The 16218-nt window shown below is 68.2% G+C and carries 16 protein-coding genes; 10 read left to right on the top strand and 6 right to left on the bottom strand.

Features of this window, described 5'->3' with window-relative positions:
• Positions 1-3 precede the first annotated feature (3 nt).
• A complete protein-coding gene (locus tag VHA82_RS19375) occupies positions 4-1302 on the top strand; it encodes a tryptophan--tRNA ligase (RefSeq protein ID WP_325546795.1) in 1299 nt (432 codons plus the stop codon).
• 75 nt (positions 1303-1377) lie between these two features.
• Positions 1378-1971 carry a response regulator transcription factor gene (locus VHA82_RS19370; protein ID WP_325546794.1) on the top strand — a complete coding sequence of 198 codons (594 nt, stop codon included), beginning with the start codon at positions 1378-1380 and terminating at the stop codon, positions 1969-1971.
• Between the two features lie 6 nt (positions 1972-1977).
• Here VHA82_RS19370 and VHA82_RS19365 read toward each other — a convergent pair whose 3' ends face one another.
• Positions 1978-3390 (bottom strand): HAMP domain-containing sensor histidine kinase, encoded by a 1413-nt coding sequence (locus tag VHA82_RS19365; protein ID WP_325546793.1) that lies wholly within the window; start codon positions 3388-3390, stop codon positions 1978-1980.
• 275 nt (positions 3391-3665) lie between these two features.
• On the opposite strand from VHA82_RS19365, the gene VHA82_RS19360 reads away from it, so the two are divergent.
• The 5 genes from VHA82_RS19360 to VHA82_RS19340 all read left to right on the top strand — a co-directional run bounded on the left by VHA82_RS19360 (position 3666) and on the right by VHA82_RS19340 (position 6222).
• Positions 3666-3851, top strand: coding sequence for a KGG domain-containing protein (locus VHA82_RS19360; RefSeq protein ID WP_325546917.1), 186 nt, complete (start codon positions 3666-3668; stop codon positions 3849-3851).
• Positions 3852-3929: 78 nt separating this feature from the next.
• On the top strand, positions 3930-4349 hold the full coding sequence (locus VHA82_RS19355; protein ID WP_325546792.1) for a hypothetical protein: 420 nt from the start codon (positions 3930-3932) through the stop codon (positions 4347-4349).
• Between the two features lie 6 nt (positions 4350-4355).
• Positions 4356-5375 carry a Ku protein gene (locus VHA82_RS19350; RefSeq protein ID WP_325546791.1) on the top strand — a complete coding sequence of 340 codons (1020 nt, stop codon included), beginning with the start codon at positions 4356-4358 and terminating at the stop codon, positions 5373-5375.
• Positions 5376-5394: 19 nt separating this feature from the next.
• The gene (locus VHA82_RS19345) at positions 5395-5838 is read left to right on the top strand and encodes a BON domain-containing protein (protein ID WP_325546790.1); all 444 of its coding nucleotides are present in this window, start codon (positions 5395-5397) and stop codon (positions 5836-5838) included.
• A gap of 132 nt (positions 5839-5970) precedes the next feature.
• Positions 5971-6222, top strand: a complete 252-nt coding sequence (locus VHA82_RS19340; protein ID WP_325546789.1) for a hypothetical protein — start codon at positions 5971-5973, stop codon at positions 6220-6222.
• A 186-nt stretch (positions 6223-6408) separates the two neighbouring features.
• Here the strand turns inward: VHA82_RS19340 and VHA82_RS19335 are convergent, their stop codons facing one another.
• From VHA82_RS19335 to selD, 3 genes are all read right to left on the bottom strand, one after another.
• Positions 6409-7185 carry a ferredoxin--NADP reductase gene (locus VHA82_RS19335; RefSeq protein WP_325546788.1) on the bottom strand — a complete coding sequence of 259 codons (777 nt, stop codon included), beginning with the start codon at positions 7183-7185 and terminating at the stop codon, positions 6409-6411.
• A gap of 82 nt (positions 7186-7267) precedes the next feature.
• Complete coding sequence (locus VHA82_RS19330; RefSeq protein ID WP_325546787.1) at positions 7268-8332, bottom strand: flavodoxin family protein; 1065 nt, start codon at positions 8330-8332, stop codon at positions 7268-7270.
• 1 nt (position 8333) lies between these two features.
• Complete coding sequence (gene selD / locus VHA82_RS19325) at positions 8334-9386, bottom strand: selenide, water dikinase SelD (protein ID WP_325546786.1); 1053 nt, start codon at positions 9384-9386, stop codon at positions 8334-8336.
• A 257-nt stretch (positions 9387-9643) separates the two neighbouring features.
• On the opposite strand from selD, the gene VHA82_RS19320 reads away from it, so the two are divergent.
• The 3 genes from VHA82_RS19320 (at position 9644) to VHA82_RS19310 (ending at position 15066) form a co-directional block, all read left to right on the top strand.
• The gene (locus tag VHA82_RS19320) at positions 9644-10090 is read left to right on the top strand and encodes an SRPBCC family protein (protein ID WP_325546785.1); all 447 of its coding nucleotides are present in this window, start codon (positions 9644-9646) and stop codon (positions 10088-10090) included.
• 53 nt (positions 10091-10143) lie between these two features.
• Positions 10144-11202, top strand: a complete 1059-nt coding sequence (locus VHA82_RS19315) for a M4 family metallopeptidase (protein ID WP_325546784.1) — start codon at positions 10144-10146, stop codon at positions 11200-11202.
• A gap of 699 nt (positions 11203-11901) precedes the next feature.
• The gene (locus VHA82_RS19310; RefSeq protein WP_325546783.1) at positions 11902-15066 is read left to right on the top strand and encodes an AAA family ATPase; all 3165 of its coding nucleotides are present in this window, start codon (positions 11902-11904) and stop codon (positions 15064-15066) included.
• Here VHA82_RS19310 and VHA82_RS19305 read toward each other — a convergent pair.
• Positions 15044-15688 carry a class I SAM-dependent methyltransferase gene (locus VHA82_RS19305; RefSeq protein ID WP_325546782.1) on the bottom strand — a complete coding sequence of 215 codons (645 nt, stop codon included), beginning with the start codon at positions 15686-15688 and terminating at the stop codon, positions 15044-15046. The two genes, VHA82_RS19310 and VHA82_RS19305, sit on opposite strands and share 23 nt — an antisense overlap.
• On the bottom strand, positions 15689-16204 hold the full coding sequence (locus tag VHA82_RS19300; RefSeq protein ID WP_325546781.1) for a hypothetical protein: 516 nt from the start codon (positions 16202-16204) through the stop codon (positions 15689-15691).
• Between the last annotated feature and the right edge of the window lie 14 nt (positions 16205-16218).

Below are 16218 nucleotides of genomic sequence, written 5' to 3'. Positions count from 1 at the left end.
GCAATGACTTCCCCGATCCGCTACCTCACCGGGATCACGACCACGGGCACGCCGCACCTGGGCAACTACGTCGGCGCGCTCAGGCCCGCCGTGCAGGCGAGCCGCCGGCCCGGCACCGAGAACTTCTACTTCCTCGCCGACTACCACGCGCTCATCAAGTGCGACGACCCCGCTCGCATGCAGCGCTCGACGCTCGAGATCGCGGCGTGCTGGCTCGCGACCGGGCTCGACCCCGAGGCGGTCTTCTTCTACCGCCAGTCCGACATCCCCGAAATCACCGAGCTCACGTGGCTGCTCACCTGCGTCACCGGCAAGGGGCTCCTGAACCGGGCGCACGCCTACAAGGCGCAGCTGGACAAGAATCTCGAGGCCGGACTCGACCCCGATCAGGACGTGACGGCCGGCCTCTTCATGTATCCGGTGCTGATGGCCGCCGACATCCTGATGTTCAAGGCGCACCGCATCCCCGTGGGGCGCGATCAGGTGCAGCACATCGAAATGGCGCGCGACATGGCGTCGAGCTTCAACCATCTCTACGGCGAGCACCTCGTGCTGCCCGAGGCCGAAGTGGACGAATCGGTGGCGATGCTCCCGGGGCTGGACGGCCGCAAAATGAGCAAGAGCTACGACAACGTGATCGCGCTCTTCGCGCCGCGCGAGCAGATGCGCCGGCAGATCTTCTCCATCGTCACCGACTCGCGCGCGCCGGGCGAGCCGAAGGAAGCGCAAGGCTCCGCGCTCTTTCAGATCTTCCAGGCCTTCGCATCGGCCGACGAGACGCAGCAGCTGCTCGACGCCTACGCGAGCGGCATCGCGTGGAGCGACGCGAAGCAGCTCCTCTTCGAGCGCATCGACCGCGAGATCGCGCCGATGCGCGAGAAGTACGACCACCTCGTCGCCCATCCCGGCGAGCTCGAAGACATCCTGAAGCGCGGCGCCGCGAAAGCGCGCGAGCGGGCAACGCCTTTCATGGCCGAACTGCGCGACGCCGTGGGGCTGCGCAACCTCGCTCGCCGCGCCGCGCCCGCGAAGGAGGCGAAGGCGAAGGCCGCGCTGCCGCAGTTCAAGCAATACCGCGAAGCCGACGGCAAGTTCTACTTCAAGCTCGTGGACGCTCAGGGACGCCTGCTGCTGCAAAGCAAGGGCTTCGACTCGCCCCAGCAGGCGGGGCGGCGCGTCGCCGAGCTCAGATCCACCGCGAGCGGCCCTCATCTGGGGGACGGCATGGTGGAACTGGCGCCTGGCATCGTGTTAACGGAAGTGAGCTCCGCCTTACAGGAGCTGACAGATGCCGGCAACTAAGGGATTAGAGTATCCGGGCGGGTTCTAATCCAGTTATCCTGTGTAACTGCCTTTGCACCAAACTCAATCAACCCCATGGCTCTTTACGTCATCGACGACCACCCTCTCATGCGCGAAGCGGTGGTCATGCTGCTGCGGCGCCTGAGACCGGGCGCCAACATCGTCGAGCTCGACCGCATCGGCGGCGTCGAGTCCGCGGTGAAGCAGCACGGCGCTCCGGACCTGATCTGCCTGGACCTGAAGCTGCCCGACACCACCGGCACGTCCGGCGTGGTCGAACTGAAGAAGCGCTTCCCCGACACGCCGCTTGCCGTCCTCTCGGCTTCTCCCGCGGCCGACGCGGAAGAGGTCTGCGTCGAAGCGGGCGCGGACATCTACATCGAGAAGTCCTCCGGCGCCCAGGAGATCGGCAATGCGCTGCGCGCGCTCCTTTCGGCCGACGGCCAGTTCGAGGAACTCACGCCCACCGACAACAAGCTCTCGAAGCGGCAAAAGCAGCTGATCGTGATGCTCGACCGGGGGCTGTCGAACCGCGAGATCGCCGACGAACTCGGCATCAGCGAACACACGGTGAAGGTGCACCTGTGGCGGCTCTTCCGGCGCCTGGGCGTGAAAAGCCGCACGCAGACGATCCACTACGCGAGAACGCACGGGCTGCTGTCGCTCTGAAGGCGCTCAGCGCGACCTGATCTGCGCGACCGAGGCCTGCGCCCGCTCCGCGGCGGCCTTCTCGTCGGTCGGCTCCAGGGTGAGGCGAAACACCGTCCCCCGGCCGGGCCTGGACGCGAGCGAGAGCGGGTGGCCGAGGATCTGCGTGAGCCGCGCCACGATGTAGAGCCCGAGGCCGAAGCCGTCTTCCGTGCCGGCGTGGCTCGGCACCTTGTAGAACTCTCGGAAGATCTCGCGCTGATGCACGGGCGCGATGCCGATGCCCGTGTCCCAGATCTCGATGCGCCGCGCGCCTTTCGCCGCCCGCGCGGCCACGAGCACGCCGCCCTTTTGCGTGTACTTCACCGCATTGGCGATCAGGTTGCCCAGCACGCGCTGCAACAGGATCGGGTCGGACACCGCCGTGCCCGGCTTCGCGCGCACGCGGAACTGCAGGCCCTTGGCTTCGGCGAGCGGCCGATACTGCAGTTCGAGGTCGCGCAGCAGCTTTTCGAGGTCCATCGGCTCGACGTTGAGTCTGACCTTGCCCGAGTCGAGCCGCGCGAGGTCGAAGAGGGCATCGAAAAGCTGGTTCACCGCCTTGGTCGATTCCACGATCTTCGGCGCGATCTCGTCCACGAGCTCCGGCTCGCTCCTCAGCCAGTCGGCGTAGAGCGACAGGGCGTGCACCGGCTGGCGGATATCGTGCGCGGCACTCGCGAGGAAGCGGTTCTTGATCTCCACCGCGTCGAGCGCCGCCTGCGTCTGGCGCGTGAGCGACTCGATCAGCTGGTTGTTGCGATACTGCAGCTCGAAGTTGCGGCGATGCGTGAGGTGCAGCCGCCGGCCCGCTTCGCGCAGCACGTACCAGAAGATGACGAGCAGGAGCAGCAGCCACCAGTGATAGGTCGGCCCCTGGAACTCGAGCTCCACGCCGATGCGCCAGCCCATCACCGCGAGCGCGGTGATCGCGAGCGTGTTCAGGTAGGCGCGCATGGTCGCGAGCCGCCCCGACAGCGCGTTGATCGAGAACATGGCAAGCCCGGCCATCACGAGCCAGCAGATGAACTGGTCCGAAAGGGGCGAGCGGTCGAAATAAAGCAGCGTGGTCGCGCCCCACACCAGTGCCGCGAGCGGAAAGACGAAGCTGAAGCGGCGAAAGAAGTCGACGTGCTCCTGCGCGCCGCGATTCACCACTTCGCCCTGGTAGCGCGCGATCACCCAGAACCGGAGCGCGGCCACGCCGGCGGCGCACGCGAGCCATGTCATGAGCTGCCACAGCTCGGCGTCCGTCCAGAGCACGGCAAGGAAGATGGGAATGAGCGCGAGGCCGACCAGCGCGGTGTTGCGCTGCGTGCGCATCAGGCTGCGCACGAGCTCGCCCTCCACCCACAGCGATTCGGCGGGCGTGGCGGCGGCAACCGGCAGGTCGGGCTTCATATTCAAAAAAGTTTAGACGAACGCAGGCCAACCCCCTATTTGCACGAATCCACCCCGGCGCTCACAACGGTATCGGCATCGTCCTACAGCCCGGCAACGCCGTTGCGCACAGACTCTTCCGTGGCAGCAGAGCCCATCGACGCGACCCGGGACAGCATCGGGCGCGCCAGTGCAAACCGGGGCTCACGGCCCACTTTGTTTCGACCCGAACCTAGACGAGGACTTCAATGGATTCCCAAACCGGCACCCAGGACATCTCCAGCGACAAGCCCAGCATGACGAGGAAATCCCTGCGCGGCTTCGCCGCGATGGACCCGCAACGCCAGCGCGAGATCGCAAGCCTCGGCGGGCGCGCCGCTCACCAGAGCGGCCACGCTCACGAATTCACGAGCGAGGAGGCGCGCGCCGCAGGCAAGAAGCGCCACGCCCGCACTGCACTCGGCGAGGCGGGCCCGCGCTGAACCGGGCGCGCCTGTAGGACGCTGCGCGCCAGGGCTCGCCCCCGTCACTGACAGGGCCGGGCCCGGGACGATCCTAGGATGACGGAAGAGCCATTCGCAACCACGCAGCCATCCAGGACTCGTCCGCAGCCGATGCCCGTATCGAACATCCCACATTCCGTTTCTTCGGCATCCCGGCCCGACGTCCGACCCGACGAGCAGCCCGACGCCCGGCTCCAGGCCGAGCTCGCGCGGGCCGGCTGCGCGCTCTGGCTCGCGACGCTGTCGCTCATGACCGCCTACATGCATCAGCAAGCGGCAGCGCATCGCGCCCTGCTTGCCCGGCGCATCGCGCGCAACCTGCACACGCTGCAAGGCCTGGAATGCTTCGGCGAGGATTGCAGATGGCGCTTCGGCCGGCTCGCACGGAAATGGGAGCAGTGCGGCAAGCCGTGCGAGACGCGCGGCCACGCCTCGCTCGGCGCCACCTTGCGCAATGCGCTCACGAGCTTTCGCTGAGAGCCGATGGCCGACAAGACCCGCAAGACCCGCAGGACCCGCACCCCCGCCAAGGCCTCCCGGGCCGACGGCGCGGAGATGCCGAGGACTTCGACGCGCGCGCTCTGGAAAGGCGCGATCACGTTCGGGCTCGTGCTGATTCCGGTGGGCCTTTATTCCGCCACGGCCGAGAGCGACGTGAACTTCGACTGGCTCGACCGCCGCACGATGGACCCGGTCGGCTACAAGCGCGTGAACAAGCGCACCGGCCGCGAGATCGACCGAGACGACATCGTGAAGGGCGTGGAGGTGACCAAGGGCGAGTACGTCGTGCTCTCGCCCGACGAGATCGCCGAAGCGTATCCGCGCACCACGCAGACGATCGAGATCGAGACCTTCATCGACCTCGCCGAGCTGCCCGTGCTCTATCTCGAAAAGCCGTACTACACCGCCCCCATCGACAGGGGCGACAAAGTCTACGCACTGCTGCGCGAAGCGCTCAGGCAGACCGGCAAGGCCGGCATCGGCCGCGTGGTGATCGCGGCCAAGCAGCATCTGGCCGTCGTGATGCCCTATGGGGACGTGCTGGTGGTGAACCTGCTGCGCTGGGGCGGCGAAGTCCGCTCGCCGGCCGACCTGAACCTGCCGGGCGCGAAGGCCGGCGTGAAGGAAGCGGAACTGAAGATGGCCAAGCAGCTGATCGACAGCATGGCAGGCCACTGGGACGCGGGGCAATTCCGCGACGAGTTCCACAACGCGATCATGAAACTCGTCGACGCCAAGGCGAAGGCCGGCAAGGCCGAGGCCGTGGAGCCGCTCGAGGAAGCACCGCAGTCCGGCACGACGAACGTCGTCGACCTCACCGAGCTGCTCAAGCGCAGCCTGGCGCATGGCGGCAAGAGCGCTCGCGGGGCCGCTGACAAGGCGACGGCTGACAAGGCGACGGCGGGCAAGGCGACCGCGAGCAAGACGACCGCAGGCAAGGCGAGCGCCAGGCGCACGGCCGCTCGCAGGAAGCCTGCCTCGCGCAGACGCAGCGCCGCATAAAAGATTGGAGAATCGAGCCATGAAGAATCTGCTGAGCCTCGCGGCCGCGGCGGCGGCCGCTGCCGCGACCATGTACTACTTCGACCCGGACTCGGGCGCGCGCCGCCGCGCGAAGCTGCTCGCGCTCGCGAGCGGCGGCCGCCTCGACAATCGCTATCCGGCGTGGAGCACGCGGCATCCGCAGGACGATGCGCAGCTGCGCGAAGCCGTGCTCGCGCGCGTGAGCCGGCTCGTGAGCCACCCGCAGTGCGTCCAGGTGGAAGCCGAAGAAGGCTGCGTGCGCCTCTCGGGCGACGTGCTCCAGCAGGAACTCGACGGGCTTCTGATCCGTGTGCGCGACATGGCGGGCGTTCGCCGGGTGGTCAATGCGCTCACCCCCTGGGACAACCCGGCCGACCTCGCGCGCAAGGAAGCCGACAGCGCGCTCGCGAGCGAGGACCTGGCGCGCGCGCACCCGACCTGAGGCCTGGGCCTTACTGCCGCGGAAACGCCCCTACATGGCGGTCGGAGCCGGACTTCGGCGTTTCGCTTGTCCAGCCGACAGCGCCTCGCGCGAGGGCGGGCGATAGTGGGGTTCATTCCTGGAGGACCGGCAATGAAGCAACTGCCCAAGGCCATCCGCGACCTGCAAGGCGACCTGTGGGTTCCCGCCGAACTCGCCGACTTGCTCGAGCGGGTACTGCGCGATTCGCGCGCGCTCGAAGACAGCGAGCACCGCCAGTGCCTGCGCGAGCTCGAGAACCTGATGGGCTTTTCCGATCGGCGCGACCTTCCGACCGCGCGAGAGCAGCTTGGCCTGCCGGATGCGCGGCGCGACCGGCTCGCCTCGAACCTCTTGAAGGCCTGACGGCGCCGTCATTCCCGCGAAGGCGGGAATCCACCCCCGTCATTCCCGCGAACCCACCGGGTCATTCCCGCGAACGCGGGAATCCAGCCCGTCATTCCCGCGAGGCGGAAATCCACCCCGTCATTCCCGCGAACGCGGGAATCCAGGCGTCGAAGCATCCAATCCCGCGCCCGCGCGCGGCAAGCGCTACTGCTCCGCGAACGCGCGCTCGATGACGAAGTCACCGGGCGTGGTCGTATTGCCTTCCTTGAAGCCGCGCTCCTCGAGCATGCGCTTCAGGTCGCGCAGCATGCCGGGTGAGCCGCAGATCATCACGCGGTCGTTGCGAGGGTCGATGGGCGGCATGCCCAGGTCCTTCAGGAGCTTGCCGCTTTCGATCAGGTGCGTGATGCGGCCCATGTTGCGGTACGCCTCGCGAGTCACCGTCGGGTAGTAGCGCAGCTTGCTCGTCACCATCTCGCCCAGGAACTCGTGGTTGGGCAGGTGCTCGATGAGGAGATCGTGATACGCGAGCTCGTCCTTCTGCCGCACGCCGTGCACGAGGATCACGTGGTCGAACTTCTCGTAGGTCTCGGGGTCGCGCACGATGCTCATGAAAGGCGCGAGCCCCGTGCCGGTCGCGAGCAGATAAAGATGCTTGCCGGGCAGCAGATAGTCGATGAGCAGCGTGCCCGTGGGCTTCTTGCCCACCACGATCGAGTCTCCGGGCTGGATGTGCTGCAGCTTCGAGGTGAGCGGTCCGTTGGGCACCTTGATCGAAAGGAACTCGAGGTGGTCCTCGTAATTCGCGCTCACGATGCTGTAGGCGCGCAGGAGCGGCTTGCCGCTTTCCTGCCGGAGGCCGATCATCGTGAAGTGGCCGTTGGAAAAACGCAGCGCCGGATCGCGTGTCGTCGTGAACGTGAACAGCTTGTCCGTCCAGTGGTGGACCGACAGCACTTTCTCTTCGAGGAAGGCACTCATAGGAAGGCACTCATGGCCGCCCGATTATCCCACCCGCCTCAGATGCATCCGGGCATAAGCTCATGCCCCGCGCCGGCAAGCCTCACTTCGGCCGCGGCGGCTTCAACCCCGCGTCGGGGCGCTTCAGCCGTCCCGCACGCAATTCGCTCACCGCGTTCGCCACAGCGCGCGCCACGTTGCGCACCTCTTCCTGCACGGCCGTGTCGGCATCGAGCGCATCGTGGCTCGTGGCATACGGCTGGTAGTAGTTGATGAAGCGATCGATCCGCGCCTCGAATCCGGCCTCGAGAAGACCCATCCAGTCGAGCCAGTCGCACAAGGCCCGGCGCACGGCCTCGATGCCCGCCACGTCGCCGTGCACCACCACGCCATACGCGCGGCCGGCGAGGTGCTTCGGATAGTCCCAGCCCGAGAGCTCCAGCGCCTTGGCCATCTCGACGTTCTTGCCGTGCGTCGAGGTCGGGTCGGGATTGCCGCCGTCGGCGCACACCATCCGGTCGATCATCAGCTTCAGCGGGCTCGCGGCCTGATACCAGTACACGGGGGTGAGCACGATCACGCCGTGCGCCTTCACCCAGCGCTCGTAGATCTCGGCCATCCAGTCGCCGGTCTGCCCGAGCGCATGGTTGGGGTAGCAGCTGCAGGGCCAGTGGCACAGCGGCATTGCGGTGCCGACGCAGCCCTTGCACGGATGGATGTGACGGTCGAAGTCGGAGGCAAGACGCGAGAGATCGAGCAGGTCCGCCTCGATGCCGCCTTGCTCCAGCACCTCGCACGCGAGGGTGGAAAGACGCCACGTCTTCGACACTTCGCCGGGGCACGTGCCGTCGTTGCGGGAGGACGAACACACGACGAGCACGCGCGAAGGCGACGTGCTCCACGCGGCCTGCGCGGCGAGCAGCTTGTCGCGCGTGTCCAGCCACTCGACCGACAGGTCGTAGCCGGGGTCGGCGAACTCCGGGCCCGCCTTCACGGTGCGCGGCGCCTTGCGGCCCTGCTCGTAGGCCTGCCACGCGATCTCCTCGATGCGTGCGATCGCGGCGTGCTCGGGCTGGTACGCGGGATCGAAGAACGACTGCATGAAGCGCTCGTGAAACGCCGCGCGGTCCAGCGTGGGCGGCGCCTGGCCGCGTCGAACGTTCGTCATTTCAGCGCACCACGAGGCCGGGCGCGCCGGCGGCACACTCGCCGATGACGGCCGCCCGCGCGAAACCATGCCGCCGGAAAACATCGAGCACCTGCTGCACGCCCTCGCGGCTGCAGGTCGCGAGCAGGCCCCCGCTCGTCTGAGGATCGGTGAGGAGCGCCTGGTTCACCGGGTCGAACCCCGCCGGCAGCTTCACGTCCGCTTCGCAGCCCGCCCAGTTGCGCGCCGAGGCGCCGGTGACGAAACCCGCCGCGGCGAGCTCGCGCGCGCCTTCGATGAGCGGGACTGCCGCGAAGTCGAGCGTGACCGCGAGCTTCGCGCCGCGCGCGATTTCGAGCGCGTGCCCCGCGAGGCCGAAGCCCGTCACGTCCGTGAGCGCATGCACGCAGGGCAGCCCGGCCAGCTCGGGACCGGGCGTGTTCAGCCGCGTCGTGTTCGCGATCATGCGTTCGTAGCCGGCGGCATCGAGCTTGTCCTTCTTGAGCGCGGCCGAGAGGATGCCCACGCCGAGCGGCTTGCCGAGCACGAGCACGTCGCCCGCGCGCGCGTCGGAGTTTCTCTTCACGCGGGCGGGATGCACGAGGCCCATCGCGACGAGCCCGTAGATCGCCTCGACCGAATCGATGGTGTGGCCCCCCGCGATCGGAATGCCCGCGGCGCGGCACACGGACTCGCCGCCTTCGAGGATCCTGCCGATGGTCGCGGTCGAAAGCACGTTCACCGGCATGCCGACGACCGCCAGCGCCATGATCGGCTTGCCGCCCATCGCGTACACGTCGGAGATCGCATTGGTGGCGGCGATGCGGCCGAACTCGAAGGGATCGTCCACGATCGGCATGAAGAAATCGGTGGTGGCGACGAGCGCCTGCTCATCGTTCAGCCGGTAGACCGCGGCGTCGTCGGATGTTTCGATTCCGACCAGCAGTTCCCGAGGCATCGGCGTGCGCGCGGTGTTCCTCAGGATTTCGGAAAGCACGCCGGGCGCGATCTTGCAGCCGCAGCCCCCGCCGTGCGAGAGCGAGGTGAGCCGCGGCTCGGACGGTGGGGTGGACATGCATCGTTCTCCAGCGATTTTTGTAGTGGCACGAAGTATTTTGCCGCTGCGCCGCATTGTGCGCGCGCACGCGCGAGCTGTGAGCCGGCTTCGTGCTCGTCCGTGGATGGCCCGGCTGCTTCCCCGAAGCGAATGGCCGAGCCGGGCGCACGGGGCGGACGAGTAAAGTCTGGGCATCTGTCGATTTCGGTGTCGTCCACTCGTCATGCGGACGTGGCGACTCGTCCACGGACTTTTCTTCCTGAAAGGAAACCTTCATGGCTGCCGGAACCGTTCATCTGCATCGCGTGCTTCGTGCCACGGCCGAGCGCGTCTACCGCGCCTTCCTCGAGCCCGACGCGGCGGCGAAGTGGCTTGCGCCCCACGGCTTCACCTGCAGCGTCGAGCGGCTGGAAGCACGCGTGGGCGGCACGCACCGCATGTCGTTTCGCAACTTCACGACCGGTGCGAGCCACAGCTTCGGCGGCGAGTACCTCGAGCTCGTGCCGAACGAGCGCATCCGCTACACCGACCGCTTCGACGACCCCAACCTGCCGGGCACGATGCAGGTAACCGTGTCGCTCAGGGCGCTGCCTTTCGGCGTCGAACTCGACGTGGTGCAGGAAGGCATTCCCGAAGCGATCCCCGTGGAGATGTGCTACCTCGGCTGGCAGGACTCGCTCGAGCAGCTCGCGAAACTCACCGAGCCGGAGATTCGCGAGTGAACTGCGGGGCCGCCCTTGCCGGGGCGTGTCTGTGCCTCGCGATTCCGCCGCGGATGTTCACGCGGCTCGTCGAACGCGGCAAGGCGGTGGCGAAGCCTGCCGGCAAGGATGCGAAGCGCGTGGCCGCGCGGCAGGCGCAGCAGGCGTCGCGGATGCGCGCGTCGCGCTCGGCCGCGCATGGGCAAGCGGTGCGAGCGGTGCCGCCGATGCCGCGGCGCTCGGGCCGGGCGGGACGTGTCGTCTACGACCTCGGCGGTTCGGAGGAGCTGCCGGGGCGCAAGGTGCGCGGCGAACGCGACGGGCCCATCGACGACGCGGCCGCCAACGACGCTTTCGAGAACACGGGCATCGCGCTCGACTTCCTGCGCGAGGTGTTCGCGCGCAACTCCATCGACGGGCGGGGCGCGGCCATCGTCTCGGCGGTGCACTACAGCTTCGAATTTCGCAACGCCTTCTGGAACGGCGAGCGGATGATCTATGGCGACGGCGACGAGTCGATCGGCAACTTCGCGGCCAATCTGGATATCGTCGCGCACGAGCTTTGCCATGGTGTGTCGCAATACCTGATCCCGGGCGGGCTCGGTGTCGAGCGCGTGCCCGTGGCCGAGCGCGAATTCAAGGAGCAGCGCTTTCGCCTCGAGGGCCAGGGCGGCGCGCTCAACGAGTCGTTCTGCGACGTGATGGCGAGTCTCGTCAAGCAGTGGCATGCGGGGCAGGACGTGCGCGAAGCCGACTGGCTGATCGGCCGGAGGGTGTTGGGCCGCGGCGTGGGCCGGGCCGTGCGGTCGCTGAGGAGCCCTGGCAACGAGCGCGTCACGTGGGAAGGCGATCAGCAGATGCGCAGCATGGACCAGTACTTCGAAGGGTGCGAGGTGCATGATGCGTCGGGGATTCCGAATCGTGCGTTCTATCGTGCGGCCTTGAAGATCGGTGGGCGGGCGTGGCTGAAGGCCGGGCCGATCTGGTTCGAGGCTTACGATGGGCTGGATCGCCGGGCGCAGTTCGCGGATTTCGCTCGCGCCACGATTGGCGTTGCGCGCAGGCGGTATGGCGAGGGCTCGGTCGAGCATGAGGCCGTCGTGTCGGCCTGGAGGACGGTGAAGGTGGGGTGAATTCTTTTGCCCTTGCAGGGCGGTGCGTCGCTTGCCTTATCGCATTAGTGTCGGACTTGGGTTCAATTGCCCTTGCAGGGCGGCACCTCGCTTGCCCATCTCATGGGTCTCGGACTTGGGTTCAATTGCCCTTGCAGGGCAGCACCTCGCTTGCCCTATCTCTCCCCCCGCCCTCTCTTCCCCAGCGGGGAAGAGAGGGAGCTAACACGGACATCCGATTTGGGCTCGTCGTGCCGACAAAAGGCCGAAGACCCGATGGGTCGGGCGGTGCTCCAACTTTAGAAACGACTACGAGACCACGCATGTCCGCCGTCGCGTGCCACGGCAGTGACGGAGCTACACATGTCGCCCCGCCACCCGACCTTTCGGGTCTTCGGCCCTTTGTCGACACGACGAGCCCAAATCGGATGTCCGTGTTAGCTCCCTCTCTTCCCCGCTGGGGAAGAGAGGGCGGGGGGAGAGATAGGGCAAGCGAGGTGCTGCCCTGCAAGGGCAATTGAACCCAAGTCCGACACTAATGCGATAACGCAAGCGAGGTGCCGCCCTGCAAGGGCAATTGAACCCAAGTCCGACACCCATGCGATAGGGCAACCCACGCGCCGCCCCGCAGGGCCAAATCCCCGCCGGTTTGCTATCCTCCGCCGCAAGCCCATCGGGCACGCAACAAAAAGGCAAGCGCGCATGCAATGTCGGTCGTGCATGACGGTCAATCCGGCAGGCAACAGATTCTGCGAGCAGTGCGGCGCGCAACTGCAGCTCGCATGCACCCGTTGCGGGCACGACCTCTCGCCGAACGCCCGCTTCTGCGGCAATTGCGGCCACGCGGCCGCCACCACAGCCACGAGCATCGCCGAAACCGCTCCGAAATGGGGCGAGCTGAAACAGGCCACGGTGCTCTTCGCCGACATCGTGGGCTCCACCGAACTCATCTCCCAGCTCGACCCCGAAGAAGCGATGGCGCTGCTGCGCCCCGCCGTGCTGCGCATGCGCCACTCCGTCGAGCGTTTCGGCGGCACCGTCGTGCGCACGCTCGGCGACGGCGTCATGGCGCTCTTCGGCGTGCCCCGCGCACTCGAAGGCCACGCCCTCCTCGCATGCCGCGCCGCGCTGCACATGCAGCAGACCTTCGCGGCGCACGGCGACGCGCTCACCATGCGCATCGGCCTGCACTCCGGCCAGGTGGCCTCCGACCCATCCGACGCGGAAGACGGACGCGGCGGCGGCGCACACGGCCTCACGATCCATATCGCAAGCCGCGTGATCGGCATCGCGCAGCCCGGGGGCATCTGCCTCACCGAGGCATGCCGCGTCGCCGCGGGAGCCACCTGCGAAACGATTCCGCTCGGCCCGCACAACCTGAAAGGCATCATGGGCGCGATGGCCCTCCACCAGCTCACGGGCGTGCGGCTGCCGGCGGGCGCGCGCACCGACACGCAGGCGGGCCACAGCAGCACCTTCCGGGGCCGCGAGCGCGAATTCGCACTACTCGAGCAAGCGCTGGCCGCCATCCGGCAAGGCGGCTCGCTCGTCGTGGGCATCGCGGGCGAGCCGGGCGCGGGCAAGAGCCGCCTGTGCCAGGAATTCGCGATCGCGTGCCGCTCGGGCGGCATTCCGGTGCACGAAGTCCGCGCGCAGCTCTACGGCCACGCACTGCCGATGCAGCCGATCCTCGAGCTCTTTCGCACGCACTTCTTCGGGCTCGCGCCGCACGACGAACCCGCGGTGGCGCGCGAGCGGATCGCCTCCCGTTTCGCTTCCATCGGACCCGCCGAGGCCGACCTCGCGATCCTGAACGAGTTCTTCGGGGTCGGCACCGCGCACACCGTGCACACGCTCGGCCCGCGCGCGCGGCAGGCCCGGCTCGTCACGATGCTGAAGGAGCTCCTGCGGGCCGAAGCCGCGATCGAACGCGTGATCCTGATCGAGGACCTGCACTGGCTCGACGAGGCGAGCGAGGAATTCGTCTCGGTGCTCGTGGAAGCGGTGGCGGGCACCCGCACGCTTCTCGTCCTGAACTACCGGCCGACGTATCGCGCCCCCTGGAGCGCACTCGCGCACTTCGAGCAGATCGAACTCGCCGAACTCGCCGAGTCGGACATGGACGCGCTCGTCGCCGAAGCGCTCGCGTCCGCGACACCGTCGGCCGAAGTGCGGCGGCTCGTGCGCGAACGCGCGGCGGGCAATCCGTTCTTCGCGGAAGAACTCGCCCGCTCGCTCATCGAGTCGCGCATGCTGTTGCCGGACACGGGGCTGCCTGCCGCCGGACTGGAAGCGGTCGCCCTCGCGCTGCCCGCGACCGTCGAGGCCGTGATCGGCGCCCGGCTCGACCGCATCGGCGAGCCCGAAAAGACCCTGCTGCAGATGTGCGCGATCATCGGCAAGGACATCCCGCTCGCGGTGCTGGAGCGCGTGGCCTCGCCGCTCGCGGACCAGATCCAGGCGGGGCTCGACGGCCTGTCCCGAGCGGGGCTCATCCTGCCGCAGGCGGCCGGCGGCGAAAAGCGCTTCACGTTCCGCCATCCGCTGATCCAGGAAGTCGCCTACGGCATGCAGTTCCGCGTGCGGCGCGGCCAGGTGCACGCGGACGTGGCCGTGGCGATGGAGCTGTATTACGCCGACTGGCTCGACGAATACGCGGGGCTCATCGGCTATCACTACGAGCACGCCGGCGAATTCCTCCAGGCGGCGCGCTACAACGCGCGCGCCGCGGGCTGGGTGGGCAACACGAACCCGGGCATCGCGATCCGGCACTGGCGCAAGGTGCGCGAGCTGCTCGCGCACGTCCCGCGAAGCGACGAAGCCGATCGCCTTCGCGTCACCGCCGGCGGCAAGGTCGCTCTCCTCGGCTGGCGCGAGGGCATGACGTTCGACGAAGTGAAGCCGCTCATCGACGATGCGCTGGCCGTCGCGAACGAAGGCGACGACCGGCTCGTGCCGTGGCTGCTCACGATCGAAGGCAGGATGCTCGTCGCAAGCGGCGGCCCCGCCGACGGCTACGTCGACCTCGTGCGCAAGGCGCTGCTCTACATCGACGTCGAGCGCGACCGGGGGCGCTTCGCGATGGCGCACGCCTTCCTGAGCCAGGCCTACGCCTGGGCGGGCCTGCTGCGAGAGGCCCTCGCGGCCAACGACATCGCGCTCGCGGGCGAGCGGCACGTGGAGGCGTACGACCGCGAGTTCATCGGCTTCAGCATCGAGCAGTGGGTGCTCGGCGTGCGCATCCGCCTGCTCGTGCGCATGGGCCGCTTCGAGGAAGCCGAGGACTGCCTGGAGCGCATGCTCGATCTGGAGACCGTCTCCACCGAGCCGCCGGTGCCCGGAATGGCCCGCTTCGGCTTCATCGAGCTCGCCCGCGTGCGAGGCGACGCCGCGCTCGCCGAGCGCCATGCCGAGGACCTCGGCCGTGTGCTCGACAAGTATGCGGCGACCCCCTACGTGCAGGTGTTCTTCCACGGCTACCGCGCGCTTGCGGCGATGGTGGCGGGCAAACCCGCCGAGGCGGCCGCGTTCTACCGCGACGCGCTCGCGCTGATGATGGAGCGAGGCGCGGCGCGCGAATACGAATCCGAGCTGCTCGCGGGCCTCGCCGAGGCACGGCTGCAGGCCGGCGACGCCCGGCAGGCCCGCGAGCATGCGTCGCTCGCCATCGAGCTCGCGCTCGCGCGGCGCACGCGTCTTGCGCAATGCCGCGCGCGCATCGTGCGCTCGCTCGCGAGCATCGCGCTCGGCGGGCGCGCCTGCCTCGAGGATGCGCAGGCGGACCTCGCCGCGGCACAGGCGCTCGTCGAGGAGACGGGCGCGAGCGCGTGGGCCGCGAACGTGGCGGCCGCGCGCGAGCGCCTCAATGCCGTGCAAGCAGCGTGACTTCGTGCAGTCCGTAGTCCTCGAGCAGCTCGACGCGCACGCCGAGCTGCGACTCGCAAAAGCGCGCCCAGCGCACAGCGCGCGGCCGGTACAGCTCGGGCACCGTGTCCGTCCCGCGCGGGAGCGGTTTCAGGAAATTCACGGCGAAAGCCTTCGAGCATGAAGCGGCGATGCCTTGCAGGGTGTGCGCGACGAAGGTCCGCCAAAGCGCCACCGGCTCGTCGATGCGCACGTTGAAGATGCCGCTGGCCACCGCGTAGTCGGCCCGCGCACCGTCGGCGCCGCCGGTTTCGAAGCGGGCCATGGGGTCTGCGCGCGAGCGGCGGCGCGCGCAGTCGATCATCGCGGGCGACAGGTCCACGCCGACATACGAGATGCGCGCGGCGGGATGGACGCGGCGCAGGTAATCGAGCAGTGCGCCATAGCCGCAGCCGACGTCCAGCAACGTGCACGGTGCATCGAAATCGCACACGCGCAGCAACTGCTCGAACCTGATGCGCTGGCCGCGCGCGCTCGGCCAGTCCACGCCCGCCGGCGTGGCGCCGTACCGGGCGACACTGCGCGAGTAGTAGGCCGCGATGCGCCCGTGCAGGGCTTCGAGCGCGGCCGCACTCGCGGGCAACTACTTCTTCCCGGGTGTCTTCTTCGCCGCGCGGGCTTCGGGAACGCGCGGCTGCATCGGCAGCGAGATCGAGAGGTAGGCCTCGTGCATGTAGAAAAGAGGCTTCGCGTTCTCGCGGATGATGACGCCCGCGGCCTCGCCCTCGCCCCGCAGGTCGTGCCCCTCGAAGTAGACGGGCAGCGGGCTCTTCGCGGCGAAGTTGCGCACGAGCGCCTGCACGATGGCCGCCTCGCCCTTGAGTCCCTTCACGTTCGACTTCACGCCGCGCAGGCTCGCGAGGTAGAGGAGGAACCGGTTCTTCGCCTCGTGGTTGGCCCCGTTGCCCAGGTGCAGCGCCATCACGCTCGTGCGCAGCGCCCGCCCTTCCTTGAAGATGCCGAACTCCTTTTGCAGCTCCGCCATCTCGCGGATGCCGCCTTTTTGTTCGCTGCCGGGCGCCGAGGGCGCGAAACGCTGGTTCAGGTCGTCCAGCATCGAGCCGACGTAGATGTCGTGCTCCCTCATGAAGTAGCCCATCGGATTGACCTCCT

It is taken from the genome of Ramlibacter sp., assembly GCF_035548915.1.
Lineage (GTDB): Bacteria > Pseudomonadota > Gammaproteobacteria > Burkholderiales > Burkholderiaceae_C > Ramlibacter.
This window is presented reverse-complemented; position numbering and strand designations above follow the sequence as displayed.

What these genes read in the sequence shown, in the direction of transcription:
- VHA82_RS19355 (WP_325546792.1), top strand. Translation starts at nt 3,930, where the DNA reads ATGACGGAAGAGCCATTCGCAACCACGCAGCCATCCAGGACTCGTCCG.
- VHA82_RS19300 (WP_325546781.1), bottom strand. Translation starts at nt 16,204, where the DNA reads ATGGGCTACTTCATGAGGGAGCACGACATCTACGTCGGCTCGATGCTG.
- VHA82_RS19315 (WP_325546784.1), top strand. Translation starts at nt 10,144, where the DNA reads ATGTTCACGCGGCTCGTCGAACGCGGCAAGGCGGTGGCGAAGCCTGCC.
- VHA82_RS19350 (WP_325546791.1), top strand. Translation starts at nt 4,356, where the DNA reads ATGGCCGACAAGACCCGCAAGACCCGCAGGACCCGCACCCCCGCCAAG.
- selD (WP_325546786.1), bottom strand. Translation starts at nt 9,386, where the DNA reads ATGTCCACCCCACCGTCCGAGCCGCGGCTCACCTCGCTCTCGCACGGC.
- VHA82_RS19340 (WP_325546789.1), top strand. Translation starts at nt 5,971, where the DNA reads ATGAAGCAACTGCCCAAGGCCATCCGCGACCTGCAAGGCGACCTGTGG.
- VHA82_RS19345 (WP_325546790.1), top strand. Translation starts at nt 5,395, where the DNA reads ATGAAGAATCTGCTGAGCCTCGCGGCCGCGGCGGCGGCCGCTGCCGCG.
- VHA82_RS19335 (WP_325546788.1), bottom strand. Translation starts at nt 7,185, where the DNA reads ATGAGTGCCTTCCTCGAAGAGAAAGTGCTGTCGGTCCACCACTGGACG.
- VHA82_RS19330 (WP_325546787.1), bottom strand. Translation starts at nt 8,332, where the DNA reads ATGACGAACGTTCGACGCGGCCAGGCGCCGCCCACGCTGGACCGCGCG.
- VHA82_RS19370 (WP_325546794.1), top strand. Translation starts at nt 1,378, where the DNA reads ATGGCTCTTTACGTCATCGACGACCACCCTCTCATGCGCGAAGCGGTG.
- VHA82_RS19375 (WP_325546795.1), top strand. Translation starts at nt 4, where the DNA reads ATGACTTCCCCGATCCGCTACCTCACCGGGATCACGACCACGGGCACG.
- VHA82_RS19310 (WP_325546783.1), top strand. Translation starts at nt 11,902, where the DNA reads ATGACGGTCAATCCGGCAGGCAACAGATTCTGCGAGCAGTGCGGCGCG.
- VHA82_RS19320 (WP_325546785.1), top strand. Translation starts at nt 9,644, where the DNA reads ATGGCTGCCGGAACCGTTCATCTGCATCGCGTGCTTCGTGCCACGGCC.
- VHA82_RS19365 (WP_325546793.1), bottom strand. Translation starts at nt 3,390, where the DNA reads ATGAAGCCCGACCTGCCGGTTGCCGCCGCCACGCCCGCCGAATCGCTG.
- VHA82_RS19360 (WP_325546917.1), top strand. Translation starts at nt 3,666, where the DNA reads ATGACGAGGAAATCCCTGCGCGGCTTCGCCGCGATGGACCCGCAACGC.